18 protein-coding genes are annotated in these 18,491 nt (G+C 59.1%); 10 read left to right on the plus strand and 8 right to left on the minus strand.

The window, feature by feature from the left end:
* The 3 genes from repA (at nt 1) to repC (ending at nt 3,386) form a co-directional block, all read left to right on the plus strand.
* Entirely contained in the window at nt 1–1,170 is a 1,170-nt protein-coding gene (gene repA, locus IHQ71_RS28915; RefSeq protein WP_258163136.1) for a plasmid partitioning protein RepA, read from the plus strand.
* Nucleotides 1,170–2,054, plus strand: a complete 885-nt coding sequence (repB, locus tag IHQ71_RS28920) for a plasmid partitioning protein RepB (protein ID WP_258163137.1) — start codon at nt 1,170–1,172, stop codon at nt 2,052–2,054. The genes repA and repB overlap by 1 nt, the downstream gene beginning before the upstream one ends.
* Before the next feature lie 150 nt (nt 2,055–2,204).
* Nucleotides 2,205–3,386, plus strand: a complete 1,182-nt coding sequence (gene repC / locus IHQ71_RS28925; protein ID WP_258163138.1) for a plasmid replication protein RepC — start codon at nt 2,205–2,207, stop codon at nt 3,384–3,386.
* A 24-nt stretch (nt 3,387–3,410) separates the two neighbouring features.
* Here the strand turns inward: repC and IHQ71_RS28930 are convergent, their stop codons facing one another.
* The 4 genes from IHQ71_RS28930 to IHQ71_RS31945 all read right to left on the minus strand — a co-directional run bounded on the left by IHQ71_RS28930 (nt 3,411) and on the right by IHQ71_RS31945 (nt 5,501).
* Nucleotides 3,411–3,638 carry a hypothetical protein gene (locus tag IHQ71_RS28930; protein WP_258163139.1) on the minus strand — a complete coding sequence of 76 codons (228 nt, stop codon included), beginning with the start codon at nt 3,636–3,638 and terminating at the stop codon, nt 3,411–3,413.
* Between the two features lie 75 nt (nt 3,639–3,713).
* Nucleotides 3,714–4,061 (minus strand): hypothetical protein, encoded by a 348-nt coding sequence (locus tag IHQ71_RS28935; protein WP_258163140.1) that lies wholly within the window; start codon nt 4,059–4,061, stop codon nt 3,714–3,716.
* Between the two features lie 418 nt (nt 4,062–4,479).
* Complete coding sequence (locus tag IHQ71_RS32120) at nt 4,480–4,698, minus strand: glucoamylase family protein (protein WP_374990076.1); 219 nt, start codon at nt 4,696–4,698, stop codon at nt 4,480–4,482.
* Complete coding sequence (locus IHQ71_RS31945; protein ID WP_374990077.1) at nt 4,626–5,501, minus strand: glucoamylase family protein; 876 nt, start codon at nt 5,499–5,501, stop codon at nt 4,626–4,628. The genes IHQ71_RS32120 and IHQ71_RS31945 overlap by 73 nt, the downstream gene beginning before the upstream one ends.
* Nucleotides 5,502–6,004: 503 nt before the next feature.
* On the opposite strand from IHQ71_RS31945, the gene IHQ71_RS28945 reads away from it, so the two are divergent.
* Entirely contained in the window at nt 6,005–6,232 is a 228-nt protein-coding gene (locus IHQ71_RS28945) for a hypothetical protein (protein WP_258163141.1), read from the plus strand.
* A 596-nt stretch (nt 6,233–6,828) separates the two neighbouring features.
* Here the strand turns inward: IHQ71_RS28945 and IHQ71_RS28950 are convergent.
* Nucleotides 6,829–7,041, minus strand: a complete 213-nt coding sequence (locus tag IHQ71_RS28950; RefSeq protein WP_374990078.1) for a hypothetical protein — start codon at nt 7,039–7,041, stop codon at nt 6,829–6,831.
* A 114-nt stretch (nt 7,042–7,155) separates the two neighbouring features.
* Between IHQ71_RS28950 and IHQ71_RS28955 the strand changes: the two genes are divergently transcribed.
* Nucleotides 7,156–7,689 (plus strand): group 1 truncated hemoglobin, encoded by a 534-nt coding sequence (locus IHQ71_RS28955; RefSeq protein WP_258163142.1) that lies wholly within the window; start codon nt 7,156–7,158, stop codon nt 7,687–7,689.
* Between the two features lie 320 nt (nt 7,690–8,009).
* Nucleotides 8,010–9,095, plus strand: coding sequence for an AI-2E family transporter (locus tag IHQ71_RS28960; RefSeq protein ID WP_258163143.1), 1,086 nt, complete (start codon nt 8,010–8,012; stop codon nt 9,093–9,095).
* 496 nt (nt 9,096–9,591) lie between these two features.
* On the opposite strand, the gene IHQ71_RS28965 is transcribed toward IHQ71_RS28960, so the two are convergent.
* Nucleotides 9,592–10,764 carry a site-specific integrase gene (locus tag IHQ71_RS28965; protein WP_258163144.1) on the minus strand — a complete coding sequence of 391 codons (1,173 nt, stop codon included), beginning with the start codon at nt 10,762–10,764 and terminating at the stop codon, nt 9,592–9,594.
* A 391-nt stretch (nt 10,765–11,155) separates the two neighbouring features.
* Nucleotides 11,156–13,468 carry a rhodanese-like domain-containing protein gene (locus IHQ71_RS28970; protein WP_258163145.1) on the minus strand — a complete coding sequence of 771 codons (2,313 nt, stop codon included), beginning with the start codon at nt 13,466–13,468 and terminating at the stop codon, nt 11,156–11,158.
* Nucleotides 13,469–14,034: 566 nt separating this feature from the next.
* Here IHQ71_RS28970 and IHQ71_RS28975 point away from each other — a divergent pair.
* The 3 genes from IHQ71_RS28975 (at nt 14,035) to IHQ71_RS28985 (ending at nt 16,257) form a co-directional block, all read left to right on the plus strand.
* A complete protein-coding gene (locus IHQ71_RS28975) occupies nt 14,035–15,327 on the plus strand; it encodes a hypothetical protein (RefSeq protein ID WP_258163146.1) in 1,293 nt (430 codons plus the stop codon).
* A 4-nt stretch (nt 15,328–15,331) separates the two neighbouring features.
* The gene (locus IHQ71_RS28980; RefSeq protein WP_258163147.1) at nt 15,332–15,670 is read left to right on the plus strand and encodes a hypothetical protein; all 339 of its coding nucleotides are present in this window, start codon (nt 15,332–15,334) and stop codon (nt 15,668–15,670) included.
* Nucleotides 15,671–15,753: 83 nt separating this feature from the next.
* Nucleotides 15,754–16,257 (plus strand): RES family NAD+ phosphorylase, encoded by a 504-nt coding sequence (locus tag IHQ71_RS28985; RefSeq protein WP_258163232.1) that lies wholly within the window; start codon nt 15,754–15,756, stop codon nt 16,255–16,257.
* A 14-nt stretch (nt 16,258–16,271) separates the two neighbouring features.
* Here IHQ71_RS28985 and IHQ71_RS28990 read toward each other — a convergent pair whose 3' ends face one another.
* Nucleotides 16,272–17,414 carry a site-specific integrase gene (locus tag IHQ71_RS28990; protein WP_258163148.1) on the minus strand — a complete coding sequence of 381 codons (1,143 nt, stop codon included), beginning with the start codon at nt 17,412–17,414 and terminating at the stop codon, nt 16,272–16,274.
* A gap of 125 nt (nt 17,415–17,539) precedes the next feature.
* On the opposite strand from IHQ71_RS28990, the gene IHQ71_RS28995 reads away from it, so the two are divergent.
* Nucleotides 17,540–18,490 carry a DUF1403 family protein gene (locus tag IHQ71_RS28995; RefSeq protein WP_258163149.1) on the plus strand — a complete coding sequence of 317 codons (951 nt, stop codon included), beginning with the start codon at nt 17,540–17,542 and terminating at the stop codon, nt 18,488–18,490.
* Nucleotide 18,491 lies beyond the last annotated feature (1 nt).

Raw genomic sequence — 18,491 nt, forward strand, 5'->3', positions numbered from 1 at the left:
ATGACTGGTACAGCAGCGCCAAAGCTCAATTTCATCGGGAGGATTCTCGATCATAGCGGCGAGATCTCCACGACGCTGGACATGCTGCGGACCCAACGGTTCCCGCCGAACGCCCAAAAGACGCTCCGCGAGTTCGGCCTTACCGAAGCTGCGACAATCCTCGGTGTGTCAGGAAGCTACCTCAAGAAGCTTGAGCGAGACAAGGGCGTGAAGCCCACGACGGTGACACCAGCAGGCCGACGCTCATACAGCCTGGAGAAGATCCACGAACTGCGAGAGATTACTAATCGTGTTCCTCACAGAAAACTCCACGAAAAGCTGCAGGTCATAGCCGCCGTTAACTTCAAGGGTGGCTCGGGTAAGACAACCACTGCGGCGCACCTGGCCCAGTACTTGGCTCTGAAAGGGCATCGGGTCTTGGTCATCGATCTCGATCCGCAGGCTTCCCTCACCTCCATGTATGGCATCCAGCCGGAACTCGACAACAAGCCGTCGCTCTACGAGGCACTGCGCTTCGACGATCAACGCTGCTCGATCAAGGATGTGATCCAGCCTACCAATTTCCCCAACCTCGATATCGTCCCTGCGAACCTCGAGCTGCAGGAATACGAATACGAGACGCCACTCGCGATGCATGGTCCGAACTCCAAGGAAGGTAAGCTCTTCTGGACGAGGATCATCACGGCCCTCAATGAGATCGACAGCCGCTATGATATTGTCGTCATCGATTGCCCTCCCCAGCTGGGCTATCTCACCCTGACCGCACTCACTGCGGCCACAGCGGCCTTGATCACGATCCACCCCCAAATGATGGACGTGATGTCGATGGCGCAGTTCCTCGCCATGCTCGGTGGTATCCTTGGACCGCTCGAAAAGGTCGGTGTCCCTCTGCGGCTCGAATGGTTCCGCTATCTGATCACCCGCTACGAGCCCACCGACATTCCTCAGCAGCAGATGGTTGGACTGATGCAGGCTATGTTTACCGAAGACATGCTGAAGCACCAAATGGTGAAGTCCACAGCGGTCTCTGACGCGGGCCTAACCAAGCAGACCCTTTATGAGGTCGAGCGTGGCCAATTCACGCCCCAGACATATGACAGGGCGCGAGAGGCGCTTGACGCGGTGAACGACGAGATCCTCCAACTGATCAATAAGGCTTGGGGGCGCTAATGGCACGGAAAGACATCTTTGCGAACATAACCCACGGGCAAGGCCGCCGAACCGAGGAGAGCTATATCGCTCATGGCGCAGCCAAGGCGATGATCTCTTCCATCGAGGACTTTGCGGTCCAGGTGCGGGAAGGCGGCGTTCGCGAGTTAGATCCCAATCTCATCGATCCCTCCCCGTTCCCCGACCGGCTACCGGACGATGACCCGCAGCCCTTCGAAGATTTCAAAAAGTCGATAGCCGAAGATGGACAGAAGGTTCCCGTTCAGGTTCGACCGCATCCCGTCGCTGAGGGCCGCTATCAAACGGTCTACGGGCATCGCCGCGTTCGAGCCGCCAAGGATCTGGATAAGCTCGTCAAGGCGATCGTGATCGAGATCTCCGATGCCGACCTTGCTGTGGCCCAGGGCGTCGAGAATGCCGCTCGCCAGGATCTCAGCTGGATCGAGCGGGCCTTGTTCGCAAAGCGAATGGAGGAGGCGGGTGTAAAATCTCGCGAGATCCAGGCCGCCCTTGCGGTCGGTCGTCAGGAACTGGCTCGGCTTCGGGGTGTGTGGTCAGCGCTTCCGATAGACCTGATTGAGGCGATCGGAAGGGCTCCCAAGATTGGGCGTCCTCGGTGGCAGGAGCTGGCAAAGCTGGTGGAACTGCATCCCGAGCGGGTCGATGGTGCTCGTAAAATGGTGCCAGCTGGCAACATTTCTTCGTCTGACCAACGCTTCCAATTCGTCTTCAACGTTATGAAGGCCCAGGTAAAGCCTGCGGTGAAAGCGGGTCAGCTCGATTTGAAAATCAGCGCCTCGAGCCAGCGTGGCCGAGCGTTCGCAAAGTTCGTCGAGAGCCGATTGCCGGCGCTCATCGAAGAGTTTGAACAAGGAGAGAACTGAGCAAAAGAAAAAGGCCCCCAAACGTTCCCGTCGTGGAAGCCTCCTTCGAAGTAAGCACCCGAAAGATCGCACCTCCACGAATCATTGTCAAGATCAACGGACACCGTTTTGGTGAGCGGATTTCTTTTGCCTTTTGAAGGGTGAGAGACAATGCAGATTGGAAGTGTGACGACGCCTTTCGGGCGGCGGCCGGCGAAGCTTACCCTTGTGCGGCAGCAAATGGATATGACGCCCCCTGCCCGCTCGGCCGACAAATGGAAGATCTTCAGAGATGTTTGCGAGGCTCGAGATCTGCTCGGTATCCCAGACCGCTCCTTGACGGTGCTCAATGCGCTGCTGAGTTTCTATCCGGAGACGGAGCTGCAGCATGAAGGCCAGTTGATCGTTTTTCCGTCCAACAATCAGTTGGCGACCCGGGCGCACGGCATCGCTGGCACGACCCTAAGGCGGCACCTGGCGGCTCTTGTGGAGGCGGGCATCATCGTTCGGCAGGATAGTCCGAATGGCAAACGCTACGCGAGGAAAGATCGAGCGGGCGACATTGAGACTGCGTTTGGTTTCGATCTTATACCGCTGCTCGCACGCGCTGACGAGTTTGCTCTACTTGCCCAGCAGATCGCTGCGGACCGGGCCACGCATAGACGGCTGAAGGAAGCTCTGACCATCTGCCGGCGAGATGTCCGCAAGTTGATCACGGCAGCCATGGAGGAGGGTGCCGATGGCGATTGGGACGCGATCGAGGGAATGTATATCAACCAGGTGAGCCGGCTTCCCCGCTCTCCAACGTCCGAGAATCTGAAGCAAATCCTCGACGACATGCAGATGCTGCGTTCGGAAATCCTCAACATTCTGGAAATGCAGCTAAAATCGGAAAAAACGGACGCCAATGATGACCATTTTGGGCGTCACATACAGAATTCAAATCCCGACTCTACCCATGATCTTGAACCTCGCTCCGAAAAAGAGCAGGGGGCAAAACCTGAGCTAAAAAGTTTTCCGTTGGGTATGGTGCTGAAGGCCTGCCCGGAAATCGTCATGTACGGCAAGGGAGGGGAAATAGGCAGCTGGCGCGATCTGATGGCCGCCGCGGTGGTAGTGCGGTCGATGCTGGGGGTCAGCCCGTCGGCCTATCAGCAAGCCTGCGAGGTGATGGGGCCGGAGAACGCCGCCGCCGTGATGGCGAGTATTCTCGAACGAGGAGGGCATATCAACTCTGCCGGCGGCTATTTGAGATCGCTGACCGAACGGGCGAGGAAGGGCGAGTTTTCCTTGGGTCCGATGTTGATGGCGCTGTTGCGGGCGAATGGGATGGTATTGCCAAGGACGGGGTGAGGGCGATGCGCGTGGTGCGCGACGCTAGTCCTCGGGCAGGAGGCCATCGAAAACTTCGAGCAGCGCATCGACAATTGCCTGACCCAGTAGGTTGGCCGTTTCTGCGATCTTATCTTCCTCCATGTCACGCGCGGCGAGTGCCAGATTGCCGCCTTGTTCAGCAACAATGGCGCGTGATCGTTCGATCGCCCACTGAGCGAAGTCGCTGCGGTTTTCGATAGACATGGTTTCGGTCAGGGGCTCATCGTTCATCTCAGATCTCTCGGTAGGGGTGACATGTTGCGTCAAGAGGTGGCGGTGCATCTAGATGCAATCGGCACTTCCGCGTCAGGTGTCCTCATTTGCTGCGGCGTCGGTCAGCCTGGCCAAACGCTTCTGTCGTTCCGAGAGCCGGGTATGCGATCGTGCCAGAAACTTCGCTGCCAGAGCCGTAGGCTCATTAAGCCGTTGCAATTCGGCAAGAAAGCGTTCCTGCTGGGTAATAGCCCGCTGAAGCTCAGAAATCTGGCTATGCAATGAAATGATATCGTCTGCGTCCAGAAACATTGGCCCGGCCTCATCGAATGTCGATCGGACTGTCTGGATAACAACTGGCGGACGTTTTTTGAAGCCATGAAACGAGTTGATGATGGAAGACGCGATTGTGGGAAAAGGTCGAATCTCGTCAGCGGACATTTCTCCTGTTTCAAAGTCCTGGGCAAATTGACGTTAGAATGCGGCGTCTTAGGTTCGAACGCCGACCAAACGAAGGTCATTCGCATACAAACGAATGTCGCTCTAATGAAACAAATCGTTTCTATCAGGGCGCCAACACGAACGATCAACCTCGGGACAAGGTATCATGGACGTGATTAACTCGGTTATTGCAGTAGCAGCGACCCTCACCGGGCTCTGGGCGTCGGCCGTGCTTCAGGATGTGCGCGGCACACGAAGCGAAGATATTGTCGTAGCTTCCTCTGCAACAAAGACCCGCGGTATCGATATATCCGTCTCTTTCACGGTGCGGGCGGCCCCCCAACCGATAAGGGGCGGTCGACCAATTCGATAATACGCTCCGATCGAGGTCGCCACGATCACGCGCGCGGGAACTTGGCTATCTCGTGTCATAAGAAGGACTGTCTCTCCTGCCACTTATTCCGAGCCTCTCCAGGCCAAGCCTGATTTCAGGTGCGTCCATAAAAAGATCCCACAGAAGCCCTGATCGGCGGTTTTCGATCATCGCGACGATCGGCCCCTGATTTACGGCGAGATAGCTCTTCGAAATCCACTGGCCATTGGCAGCGAACGCATCGACGAAACCGTAGCGGCCCACAGCCGGCCATCGGCGACTGCAAGATAATGCCTCAACGCAGCTTCGGCTGCTGCCGGCAGATACGGAAAACTTGAGAGTGCCGCCGTCGGGGCAACAATGCCAAAATCATTGTCTGGCGCGCTGGCTACATACTTCCTCGGTCCATGCGACGATGTCAGTCCCCAACATGCCGCGCAATAGCCGACATGCTGGTTCGGATTGGCCATGGCATGCGCGTGGTGGATCTCTGCATGAGCGACGTTCTGTTCCCAGTAGTCGCAATATCGGTCCAGCATCCGTCTCGGATCGAGGCAGCAGAATGAGGAATGCGCCAGAAAAAGCGGACCTCCGAACGGTCGGCCCACTGGCAGGATGTGGCCATAGTAGCTGTTGCCATTCAGCAAGGCGCCATTTCCGGCCCAACCGTGATGGAACACGCTGTCGTCAATTGCGTGTTGTCGCGCACCGGCCGCGAGAACGTAAGCGAGCAGACCTTCGCTCCAACCCGTGATCGGAAGCGCCATCTTCCATTGATGCTTTGGGCTCCAATGCCAATACAGCGGCTTGGATGGCTTAGGCGCGTACCAACACCACGCGACCTCATCGACCAATTCTTGGATCAATGTTCGTAGCAGACGCTCGCCTGCATCCTCGCCGTTGCAATATTGCCGAGCGCAAATCAAGCCCTGCAGAAGGAGGGCCGTCTCCACGAGGTCGCCGCCATCGTCGCGACGTGAGAAGGGGACGACCTCTCCGGTTGCGCCGTTGATGAAATGCGGGAATGCGCCATGGAAGCGCGGCACCTTCTTTAGAAAAGCGACCATCCCGAGCATTCGTTCAATCGCTTGCCGGCGATCGATCCAGCCCCGACTGACGGCGACAATGATTGCCAGGAACGAAAAGCCCGAACCACCGATCGAAACGAGATCATTCCGCGCCGGACCCCAGGTCAACCGTCGATCATAGGCAAGCCCACTGACGGGATGCGCACCCTCCCAGAAATAGGCGATTGTTGCCCTTTGGACGCGATCGAGCAGCTCATCGAGGGGTGTTGCATCGGGCGGCGTCGGCGTTACGGAAGCTGAGAAATTCGGCATTGGCATGCTGTCTTGTACCATAATCACGGATGTCCATAAGGCAGTCCGTGCGGCGAGGGCATTTGACGTTGTTTTCGTTTGTTGGATGAGCGGGAACCGACTGCGAGGCTCGAAGCTTTATGGTTCATCTGAAACCCGAGGGTCTTGCGATGGATTGGGATAGAAGAGGCAGCGTCCTTTGGCTTGAGCCATATTCCGAGCAACCGGAAGCGTCGCGGTTTGAAACCGATATGGCATCGGTCAAATACACCCATGCCATCGAAGCACTTCGCGAGATTTACGCCCGACTTCAGGAGCCAAACCCGCCGGCGACCGAACCCTGGATGCTGTGGAACGACGGGACGATTTTTTCCCCCGGCCAGATCATCGCGGTGAAGGACCTCTTCGACCAGGAGATCAAAGGTCGCGGTGGCCCATTGGGCAAGCCGATGCCAGTCGGAATGATATCGACCGACTGAGATGTACGGGTGTGAGATAGCGCCCGGGCATCCGTCAGTCAAAAAAATGGCCGCACGAAGCGGCCAAGGACGGGTCGCATGGGCGCGGCCCGCGGGGAACATCTCAGAGGGCCGGACAGGAGGGAAGGCCGCAATGAGAAGATCGGGCTTTTACGACGGTTTTGTTTCGGATCGATGACAGTTGCGTTCAGCCGTGCAAAACGCCCGCAGCCAGGTGCCGCAATTGCATTCGCCACAGCCGAGCCAAGGTGCCTGCACCCGAAGTGACCGGGTCAGGATCCGGCTGTACGCAGTTTCGGATCGCGATGAGATCGGTCTCGCTTGGTGCATCGTTTTCATATCGGCGGTCTGGTCGGGAGGATAAGCACCAATGACCAGGAAATCGTTGCTCGCGTTCAGCCGACAGTGCGCGGGAAGAAGGAGGCAATCTCCCCCCGAGACTTCGAAGATCTGCCCGCCCTGGCCACCGAGAGCAACCCAGCCGCCGGCGCGAATAGCTAGTGCCGCTTCATACCGAGCCAACGTTCTTGGCCCTGAACCGACCAGGATCGATCTCATCCAGTTTCCAATCATGACCACCGGGTCACCAAAGAAATTCACACGCCGGGTTGCAATTGCGGCGTGAAGGTCGCTAGTGTCTCCGAAACGATCGCCTTGTCGGACCCGATCCTTCCTTCGTCCGCTATCACATTGATGGCAATGGGCTGGCTTTCGCTGATCATCGAGGGCGCCAAGCTGCTGCAAAGTTTCGTCAGGTAGGATCCGACGTCGATCTGGTCGATGCCGGATATGTGGAGGTGCCTTCGCACCCAATCAAAATCCAGTCGATTTCAATTGGTTCGTTGCCGGAGAAAGTGATCAAACTTGAATTGACGGCTTGTTGTAAATGGGCCTAGCATTCTCTCATCACGAAGGAGGTCGCCATGACACAGGTTGTTTCGACTTCTATTACAAGACGAAGCGTAGTCGCAGGGCTGACGCTGACCACCGCCTCCGTGGCCGTTTTAGCGGGCACCGATAGCGGGCAGGCCAACCAAACCACACACGAGAAAAGTCTGTACGAGCGGCTGGGCGGTGTCTTTGCCATCGCGGCGGTGGTGGATCACTTCAGCGACGCCGTTGTGAAGAACCCCGTCGTCGGCCAGGAGTCCAAGAATCCGCAGCTGCGGGAATGGCACACCAAGAATTTGGGCAGGCTGCCCGGCCTCAAGTTCATGCGGACACTTTGGGTCTGCGACGTTTCGGGTGGGCCCTTCCAGTTCTCGGCCACCAAGCCCGGCACGACGCCACTCGGCCTTGAGGAGGCACACCGGGATCTCCGGATCACCCCTGTAGAATTCGATGAGGTAGCAGCGGAACTCGGACGGAGTCTGGACTTCTTCAATGTTCCGGAACGCGAAAAGTCCGAAGTCCTGGCAGCCTTCGCCGCACATAAAGATGAGGTCACCGCCGACTAGGTCGCGGCCGCAAAGTGCGGTCGTATCCTGTCGTTCCGAGTCTTGACGATCACGCCCAGCTAAGGCCGGGCGGGATCGTTAGCGGCGCGTTTCTGCCTTATGCGTCCGCTGGCCTTACATCATGCCGTTCGCCGCAATCATCGTCGGCTGTCAGAGACGGAGCAGAATCTCGCAAACGTCGGCAGGGAGGTTTATGAGTTAGCGCTCTGCTTCGCACCCGATTGCGACTGAAGCCAAGAGGCGATCACGATGGATTGATCGCCGGAGTTCAAACATCACCGCGATCTACCTAGCCGAAGAAGCTACTGGAAAGGTTGGGTATGATACCTCTCGGCAAGCCAATTGAACAAATTCTCGGAATCGGCGCCCTTCTGCTCCTTGCGTTCGGGTGCGCTCTCGTGCTTCAACCCTTCCTTTCAGCCATCCTCTGGGCGGCGGTGCTCTGTTTCTCGACATGGCCGGTCTACCAGAGGTGCGAGCGGGCAGTCGGTGGCAATAAGAGCCTGGCCGCAGCCATGATGACATTGCTGGTCACGCTCGTTCTCATCGCGCCGTTCGCCGTCATGGTGCCGACGTTGACGGACAGCGTAGCCAACCTGCTCACGGCTGCGAACCAGATTCTCGAGCAAGGCCCTCCAAGGCCGCCGCGTTGGATCGCTGGACTTCCGGTCATTGGCGAGAACCTAACTGCCTATTGGGAGAGCTTGGCCCACAATGCGCCCGCGTTCACCATTGAACTCAAGAAGCTGATCGGCCCCGCCACTAATCTAGCAGTAGCCAGCGGTGCGGTGCTTGGCGTCGGGCTCCTCGAACTCGCGTTGAGCGTATTCATCGCCTTTTTCTTCTTTCTTCACGGCCGGCGCATGGCGACCTACGTGCGCGCGGTGGGTGAAAGATTCGCCGGACCTCGGGCCAGAGAGCTGCTTGTGGTGGTCGGCACGACCGTAAAGGGGGTCATATACGGTTTGATCGGCACGGCACTCGCCCAAGGGCTCTTGGCCGGCATTGGATTCTGGGTCGCTGGGATATCTCAGGCGGTGCTGCTTGGTTTCCTGACGTTCGTCCTGTCATTTGTGCCGATCGGCCCTCCGCTTGTGTGGGGGGCGGTGGCGCTGTCGCTTCTTGTGCAGGGAGCCGTTGGGTGGGGCATCTTCGTCGCTGCATGGGGCTTGCTCCTCGTTAGCGGCATTGACAATGTCATCAGACTCTACATCCTCGGCAAGACCAACAACCTGCCTGTGTTACTGGGCCTGTTCGGACTCATTGGCGGCGTCGTCGCCTTTGGCTTTGTCGGCATCTTTCTCGGACCGACATTGCTTGCGGTCGCGTACAGCCTCTTCCTTGAATGGAACCGCGCCGAAGTGGAGGAACGCAGTAACCCGACGCCACTCTCCGACCCCGAGTGAGCTTAGTGCTGTTGAAACGTTGCTATCTCTATCTCGCGCCGAATACGCCGGGACAGCTGAGTACAATCATTGGCCGGGGTTACCGAAGGGCGGCCCGCGCAGAGGCGCAGATGGCGGCTGCCAAGGCCGCCGCTAGCTGCGTCACTTGTGTTCGCGCAGTTCCTGGGGCACAAGTATCAAGGGTGTCGCTTAATACCAGCGGCCTCGGCCATAAAAGCCGCCGCCTAGGGCAATAACTATAAGAGCTATGATAAGCAGGGTGGTGATATCCATTAACGTCTCCTGGGAGCCACCAGCACGGGCGTAGTTCCTCGTGATGTACTCCAGCTTAACTTAACGTTTAGCGCTTCGCATTGTTCCGCAGCGGACTGCTCGTCGCTGAGGCGACAGGAGCAACGTCCCTGCCCGCACCTTCACACGCGGATCAGCAGACCGTTGCAATTCTTGCAGTCTAGTCAGGTTCGCAAGGCTGATGATCGGTGAATGCGCTTGGCAATCAAGTGATCAGGCGCGCCGCCCGCCCCATCTTACGCTCGCTTTCGTTGTAGTAGCTTGCGGCCTGGGCGATGGACTTGTGCTGCGACTGCTGCATGGCCTCGGACAGGGGGATGCCGCGATTGGCAGCCTCGGTGAGATACCCGGCGCGCAGGCCATGGGCGGAATAGAGGGTGACATCCAGCCCGGCCTGGGCGGCCCGGGTTTTAAGCACCAGGTTGACAGACTGTGGCGTCAGTGCCCGGCGGGTGAGATTGCCCCACTGATCGACCTTTCGAAACACTGCCCCGCTGTCTATGCCGGCGGTCGTCAACCAGGCCCTCAACGCGACCACCGGCCGGCCGATCAGCAGAACGGTGGCGTCGTCCTCGATCGTCGTGGTCTTGGTGCGGCCGAGATGGATGCTGAGGCAGGGCAGCATTGGCGAGTCTGCAACCTTCGGATCGGTTGGCACCGGATCTTCTTCGATCAGATCGTCGACCCGGAGCCCAGCCACCTCCGACCGCCTGCGCCCGCCCGAGGCAAAGGCAAGCAGCAGCAGGGCGCGATCCCTTACGTCGACCGGGCGATCGCTGTTGCAGGTCGCCAGCAATTTGGCCAGCACATCGCCGGTCACCGCCTTCTTGCTCTTGCGTTGCCGTGGTCGTCCGGTGGCGCGAACCGCGAGCCGCAGCGCGCTTTTCAACGACGGCGTGCCAAAGTTGCCGGTCAGCCCACGCCAGCGGGTGAGGATCGACCAGCTGGTCAGCCGGCGCCGGACCGTCGCCGGCGCGTGCGGCCCGTCGGTTCTGAGCAGGCCGCGTGTCTTGAGATGCTCGGCCAGCTCCGCTGGCATGCCATGCGCCGGATCGCTTTGGCGGCGGATTGGGTCCCACAGATGATGCGCCACGAATTTGAGCAACAAGCTCTCCGGCGCCGGCCAGGGCAGGGGAGTACCGATCGCTGCTACGGCCCAGGCCTCGAGATAGGCGAGATCGGATGCTAGCGCCCGCAGCGTGTTGTCGCCCATGCCTTCGGACGCGAGATGCTTGAGGGTTTCAACATCGTCGTCGGTCAGGATTTCGGCGAGCTGGTCACGCCGGTCGAACGGCAGGATGGCGTCGAGGGCATCGAGCTCCGCGGAGCGCTTGAGCACAGCGTCGGCGGGGATGGCGGGCAGGGGGCGTTTGACCATGGCGAAGTCCGAAGATTTTGCACGGACGACGCGGCCGTGATTTGCAAAGATTCTAGCGTTCTTCGACGATGATGACCATGTCTATCGACCCTTGACTTGCAGCCACGCGCTGGAGCGCTTCGAAGACCATGTGTTCTTCAAACACCATGCAGGTTCCTACTTCCCAACGGCGACCAAGTCTACCAAAGGAGATACAAGTTCATTTGCCCATTGAGCCCAGCTTAGGCGGTGTCGTCGTACCGCCAGCCTTTTCCGCTCTGATCTCGCGTTCGTTACCGGAGGGTAGGCAATCAAGCCAGGTATAGAGCGGCTCAGCCAAGTCGGCCGGCCATGAGGACGCGATGCGTAGCCGGTCGACCCACTAAGCGTCAAAACAGTTTAGGTTATAGCATTACTGATTTGCCGTATCGCTTTCGATGGGGTAGCGCGCGTCTTCCCAAGCGGGGAAACCGCCCGCGAAATGGTAGACGGTCGTATATCCCCAAGCCAGCGCCTTGGCCGACGCATAAGCCGAGTCACTGCAATATTTGCCGTGGCAGGAGAAGATGATCCCTTCGTCCTTGCGCAGCGTGGCCTTGGCCAAGGCATCCTTCGTCAGCGCGGTGGTGACGGAAATGTTGATCGCGCCGGACGCATGGGCGCGCGCGAAACTGACCTCGCTGCGGACGTCGAAGAGCTTGATTCCGCTGTCATGCAGCCGCTTCGTCGTTTGCGCGTCTATCTTCCTGGCACCGGTGACGTTGTACTCGCCGTTGGTCTTGTTGACCAGGCGGGCATATTCGTCGAAGGCGAGGTCGGTTCCGGCCCCCGAGGGCACGCCGGCCTTGCGAAGGCCTTCCTGCATCTGTTCCACATAGGGCCTGTGGTAATTGAACGCATCGCCATACCACCACCAACCCATTTCCTGCACGGTCAGCGGGGAATAGCCCACAGGGACCGTGATCGCATCATATCGACCGATGTTTTCCTTGACGCCTTCCTTGCGGCCAAGATGGCCCAGGATGGACACGATCGTCGCATAATCGTCCGGGATGTCCTGCTGTTTTTCCACCACCGAGCTATAGGCCTCGAGCGCCTCTTCGTATTTCTGCTGATTGAAGAGCGAAAGAGCCAGCACCCTGAGAAAACCGGGCGGATACTGCGGATCGAGCCGCATGGCATCGCGGGCGGTCTTCTCACCTTCCTCGGCCTTGCCCGTTGCATTCAGGATGCGCGCCTTGCTGACATAGATGTCGGCATCTTGAGGCGCCAGGTTCAGGGCACTGCTAATCGCCGCAAGCGCCTCCTGATAATGGCCCTGCTTGGCCAGCACTTCCGCCGAGACCGCGTGAGCGAGCGCGTTCGGCTTGCGCATCGCAAGCGTCAGGTTCTGATAGACCTTCTCCATCGATTTCTGGAAATGGAGATTGGCCGATTCCCAACCGGAGGAGGCTATTCTCCAGTTTGCGAGCGCAAGGGCGGCATAGGCGCGGGCATAATTGGGATCGAGCCTTACGGCTTCCTCGAGCAGCGGGATTGCCACCAGCGTCTCCTTTTCGCTCTCACTGCGCAAGTGGCCCAGCCCCTTCAGGAGCCGGTCATAAGCCTCGGAATTGACTGTCTCGACCCGTTCCGACACCGAGCGCTCGGCGGATGTGATCTCGACGGTGAGCGCGGAGACGATCTGGCGCAACACCTTATCCTGGACCGAGAAAATCTCGCCCATGGCGGCGTCGTAGCGGTCTGCCCAGATATGATGATCACCGCGCGCATCGATGAGCTGAACGTTGATGCGCACCTGATCGTCCTGTCGCCTGACGCTGCCTTCCAGCACATATTGCACGCCGAGTTCCTCGGCGATCTGCCGCAGGTTCGTCGATTTGCCCTTATAGGCGAAGGTCGAGTTGCGGGAGGTGACGAAAATGCCCGACAGCTTGGAGAGGTCGGTGATGAGATCCTCGGTCATTCCATCCGCGAAATAAGCTTGTTCGGGATCCGCGCTCAGATTGTCGAACGGCAGCACGGCAAGAGACGGCTTGTCAGGCAGGGCCAGTACGTGGCGGTCGGCGGTTGCCGTCCGGACGTCGCCTGTCCATGGTTGGAACCACCACGCGCCGGCGCCGGCAGCCAGCAGCACGAGGGCCGCGGTCGCATATCGCAGTTGCCTTGTATGGGTGGGGCGGCGCCGGGTCGCACCCTCGAACTGCACCCGATAGGTGCGCACGGGCCTTGAAATGTTCTTGACGTGCTGTTCGCCAATAAATTCTAGCGGAAGTCCGAGCTTCCCCTGCAGTTGGTCGTAGGCCGTGCCGGATACGAAGACGCCGCCGGGTTCGCATAGCTGTTCGAGGCGTGCGGCGACATTGACGCCGTCGCCAAGCAGGTCGTCGCCATCGACGACCACGTCGCCAAGATTGATGCCCATCCGGAAGCGGATGAACCTTTCCGGTGGCGTCCCGACCTGGGCGGCGGCAACGCGCTTCTGTGCTTCGACCGCGCAGGCCACGGCATCGACCACGGAACCGAACTCAATGATGGCGCCGTCGCCCATCAGCTTGACGATGCGCCCGTGATATTCGTCAAGCAGAGGATCCGTCACCGCTGTCCGCAGTGTCTTCATCGCCGCGAGAGTGCCTGCTTCGTCGGCCTCGATAAGTCGAGAGTACCCTACTACATCGGCGGCAAGAACAGCGACCAGCCGCCGTTCGGCATGATCCGTTGCCATGGCGCATCCTCCCGAGCAGGAGATGGAAGCATCCAATTCCTGCTCGTTAGCCCGAATTCTCATGCTGTCGATCTATAAAGACTACTCCCATTTGTCCGTCTTGACGAGTGCGAATGTGGCAGGAGTCCGTACATTGTGCCCGAGCGAACTGCTTCGGTCGAATATTCAACGACCGCGGGAACACCCGCTCCCGTCATCGAGAGCGCCTGCCAACGATGTCTTGATTTGGCCACTGGTCTAAGCGGTAACCACGCAGGCTTGCACTCAATGGAGCAAGCATGCTCCGGATCATCGTGCTTCTCAGAAAGGCCGACCTCGAGTTGCGCGACGTTCGCAGCGATGTGCTGCCCTTTGCTCAAGCGTAGGCGAATGACGTGGGCTTGCAAAATTAGCTTTCCAACCGGCCGACACGGCCGTGATTTGCATCGATTCTAGCCGTTCCGGGTGGCAAAAGCCATCACTATCGATACATGATCCCTATCGATAGTGATGGCTCGGAATTACATTTTGATTTCATGACTTGACTTGTGTGAAACAGAAATGTAATTTGTGGCAGGAGCAAAAGGATGAACGAAAATATAGTCTATCTGCACGGCCAGCCGAAACCCGTCGGCCATTTCCTGCGCGTCGGAACGAGTGGCCATCGGCAGCTCGAAACCCTTCTGGGTTCCGGAAGGATGATGGTTGACAGGGTAGTCGTCGAAGCGTCAGCCGCTACTAGGCAACAGGATCTTCTTACTGCCCTCGCGGAGATTGGCGGCGAGCTGATCTTGGATACTAACGTCGCGGAGCTCTCGTCGATCGGTCGATTCGGTGGTGCCGCCAAGGCGGCGCCTTGGGCGAATCCTGAAAGTGTCCTCACCCCAGACGATCTACGGCCAAACGCAAACCGAGACGTCATCGGGCAAATAGCCAGGTTTGCGGTCAAGCAGGGCTTCCACGCTGTGCAGGCTCCGGCCCACGTTCTTGAAAGTTCCACAGATCAGCTCTTTGCACTTGATTGTGAGGCCGCTGCGTCATTGCGCCGAGCGTTGGATGCAGAAGGCGGGAAGCATATCGGCATCGACTATCCGTTAATGATCAAGAATGCTTCCCTACGTGACCCGGCCCAGCGACGGTCGTTCATTGCGTCGCTAAAAAATGTGCCTTTCGAAAATCTATGGTTCAGGGTCTCGGGCTTCGGCGCCGACGCCACCCCTGCCGGATTGCGCCGATATATCGCGGCAATGATGGACTTTCATAGGTTGGAGACGCCGATCGTCGCCGACGGCGTTGGAGGTCTTGTCGGTGTCGCCATTGCCGCGTTTGGCGCGGCTGGCGGGATTTGCCACGGTGTTGCCGAAAAGGAGCGGTTCGATGCCAGCGATTGGGCAAAGCCACCCCAGTCTGGTGGTGGAGGTCGTGAGAAGCGTGTTCTGATGAGCGGGCTGGATCGCCTCCTCAGTGTAAAGCAGGTTGACGCGTTGATGGCGGCCCAGGGAGCGAGATCATTGTTAGCTTGCCATGATCGGTCTTGCTGTCCGAACGGTTTGAGCGACACCCTAAAGAATCCCAAGGCGCACTATTTGCGTCAGCGCGCGCGTCAAATCGGGGAGTTGTCATCTGTACCCGAAGCACGACGTTCTCAGCATTTTCTTGAAAAGGAGCTCGCTGCTGCCGAACGGATCGCGCGGTCCGCTGCGAAGCTTGAAGTGTCAGATGAAGGCTTGTCTGCTGTGCTGCAACGCAGTAGTGAGCGGCTAGAAAAAATGCATGCGGTTCTGGAGTCCTTGAACGGCACAATTGCCGGCCAACCAAGGGCTCCTATCCCACCGCGGCGACAGGGGAGGCGTGCGAGCGTTGCTTCGCACGGCAGGTAACGACATGAGCACAGCTGTAGCACGAATTCTGGACGATCTCCGGTCTCGCGGAGGACTTCAGGGCAAAGACATAGCCAACATTGTGGATGTATCGACCGCGACGGTGTCGCGGTGGTCACATGGCAATGGCTCGCCAAACCTTCGAACCCAGACGGTGATTGCGGATTTGCGGTACGTTGTTGACCGTCTTTCTGATTTTTACACCGCAGACGAAACACGGCTTTGGCTGCACTCGCGTCATTCGCTTCTCAACAATGAACGGGCAATCGATCTCATAAATGCCGACCGAACTCAGGAGGTCTTGGCCGTGATCGAGCGTCTTGACGCCGGCGCTTACGTCTGAGGTTGAGTGTGGAGCGGCGGGCGCGAGACCTAGAATTGCTTGATCTGCTTGAGACGCATAAAGGCGTGTCATTCGAAGGAGATGTGTGGCGCATAGTCCGCGAAGAACGAGAGCCTTTGCTTGGCTACCCCGCTGGGGCACGTTGGGATCCAGGGTCGTTCGACGTGCTCTACACCTCTCTGGAGAAGGAGGGTTCGCTTGAAGAGATTCATTTTCATTTGAGCCGCCAGCCAGTCTTCCCCTCAAAGATTCGGTCGATTTTACATCGAATATCGGTGCGTACGCAAAGAACGCTGCGAATAGCAAATTTGGCTGAGTTAAAGACACTTGGTGTGACCGTCGAGACTTATGGGTCGCTGTCCTATCAGCGAACACAGGAAATCGGGGACGCTGCTGCATTCCTGGGATTCGATGGAATCCTGGCACCAAGTGCTCGCTGGCCGTGCCAGAATCTAATTCTCTTTACTGAGAGTTTCGCTCCCGCTGATCTCAAAGTCGTGAGCTCGGAGCCAGTGATTTGGGATGACTGGAGAGATCGAAGGGCCTCCGAGCGACGACAACGAGAACGAGGGGCGCCATCCGAATAGGGTAGTGGAATTCTTCACAGCCCGGACGCCTTGGTGAGATTGACCCGGAAGCGGTCGCGCCGACGCTGATATTTGCGGGTCATTTCCGCGCTGGCATGGCCAAGCTGCTTTTGCACATAGCGCTCGTCGACCTCGGCCGAAGAGGCAAGCCCGGCGCGCAGCGAATGGCCGGAGAATTTCGCCGCCCGCTCCCCTTCGCTGAGGTCACCGCGAACACCGGCGGCCAGCGCCGCCGCCTTGACGAGACGGGCGACTTGCCTGTCGTTGAGGCGGTCCGGCCCGACATCCTTGCCCTTTCCAGTGACGCGGCGGAACAGGGGACCTTTGGCGAGCTTTCCAAACTTGATCCAGGTCTCGATGGCAACGACCGGGCAGGTCGTGTCGGAGGAACCGCGCCCGACCTCAACCTCACGCCAGCCGGTTTTGCCGCGCAGTGTCACCAGCAGGCCTTTGTCGAGGATTTCGATCCAGCCCGAAGAATCCTCGGTCTGGTCGCGACCGAGGTCGAGCCCGACGATTTCCGAACGCCTGAGGCCGCCAGCAAAACCGATCAGCAGCATGGAGCGGTCGCGCATGCCACGAAGGGTTCCCCGATCCAGAGTTTCCAGCATGGCGATCAGATCTTCCGGCAGGATGGCTTCCTTCTGCCGGGGAGGCGACGCGTGGGTGTTGCGAATGCCAGCCATTACGGTAGCGATGGCACGGTCCTTGCGATCGAGCGGCGTGCCGCGCTGGGCACAGTTCCAACTGATCGCCGAAAGGCGGCGCTCGATCGTCGATACGGAATTGGCCTTCATTCCGCGTTCCGCCGTCCCCGATGCGCAGGCGGTGGTGTAGAGGCCGACGACCTGCGGATCCGGAGGCACCGGCGCAACATTCTGGCGCCGGCACCAGGCAGCGAAATGCTTCCAGTCGGAAGCGTAGGCGCGGCGGGTATTGGTGGAACTGGCGGCCTCGACATAAACGCGGGCGCGATCGGCCAGTTGTTCGAGGTGCGCCGGCAGGCTAGCGCTCGCCTGCGGCGGAGGAGCAGGGAGACCACTGTTCCCGGCCGACGCGTCCGGCGCGGAAACATCACCAGAATGCGCCGTGCTGTCAGACGGCGCTGCGCTCGCCTCGGCGTGATTTTCGGTGTTCTGGTCGCTGATTTGGGCCATTCTCTATATAAAGAGCAAAACATCCGATAATGCAACATTATCGGACGTTATTTATTTTCGACGAGCAGTGCGGTTTAACGTGAAATTGATGGCATGAACTGCTCTTATGATTTATGTTTCCAGGTATGGATTCGCCCCTGAAGCACGCCCTGACGGCATCGACCTGGTCAACCCACCTGCCAGACTGGGCCTTGTCGCGCGCGCGGGATTCCAGTGATCTCGACGCTGCTTTCGCTGCGGGCATTGCCTTGAAATCCTTGGATGATCTCGTCAGTACTGAGCCCGTTTGGGCCGGCTGTTGGCGTGCACGCCAGGCACTGCGATGCGCCGCTGCCGCCGCCCGGTTGCTCGGCCGCAAGGAGGCAGAAGCAGCGCTTCGGGATACCGTTCTGCTCACCGCGCCCGGCGACGATCCGGGGCCGGCCGGAGCCGTGTTATTGGCCTTTCAAAAGCTGGCAGGCAAAAGGCAGACGGTCGGCAGCAAACTTCTGGAAGATTTCGCGGGGCTGATGGGGTTGCGCCGGGAGGGGATGAGCGAAATCGTCGACATCTTCGATGGTGCGGTGCAGTCCGGGCGTGCCGTGCCGTTCGCGGTCGCCGCGCTGGTGACGCAAATTTGCTCGGCACAGCCGGATGCCGAGATCCTTGCCTGGTGGCTGGCCGACCGGCTCTTGGGCGAAAAACTCGGCTGGGAATGTTGCCTGCCGCTGATGATGGCCGAACGCTATGGCGCGGCCTTCCGCACGATCGGGGGCAGGGGGCGGTTGCGGCCCGGCGACGATGGGTTTGAGCGGGCAGTGTGCCTGGCGCTGGTCACGGGCGCCGGCGCGGCACTGCGAAGTGCTGGTGAGATTGCCGGGCGCGCAGAGAGGCTGCAGGCGATTGCACCAAAGGTCCGGACCAAGGGCGCGGAGATCGTGGTCCACCAATTGCTCGCCGAGGACGCCGTGTCGGCCGCGGCGCCCGGATCCAAACTGTCGCGCTGGGCCAGCCGGCGCTTGTTTGAGCGGCTCGAAAGTTTTGGCGCCGTGCGTGAACTCTCGGGCCGGGCATCGTTCCGGATTTATGGGTTGTGAT

Origin of the sequence: Rhizobium sp. TH2, assembly GCF_024707525.1 — a bacterium.
Classification (GTDB): Bacteria; Pseudomonadota; Alphaproteobacteria; order Rhizobiales; family Rhizobiaceae; genus Rhizobium_E.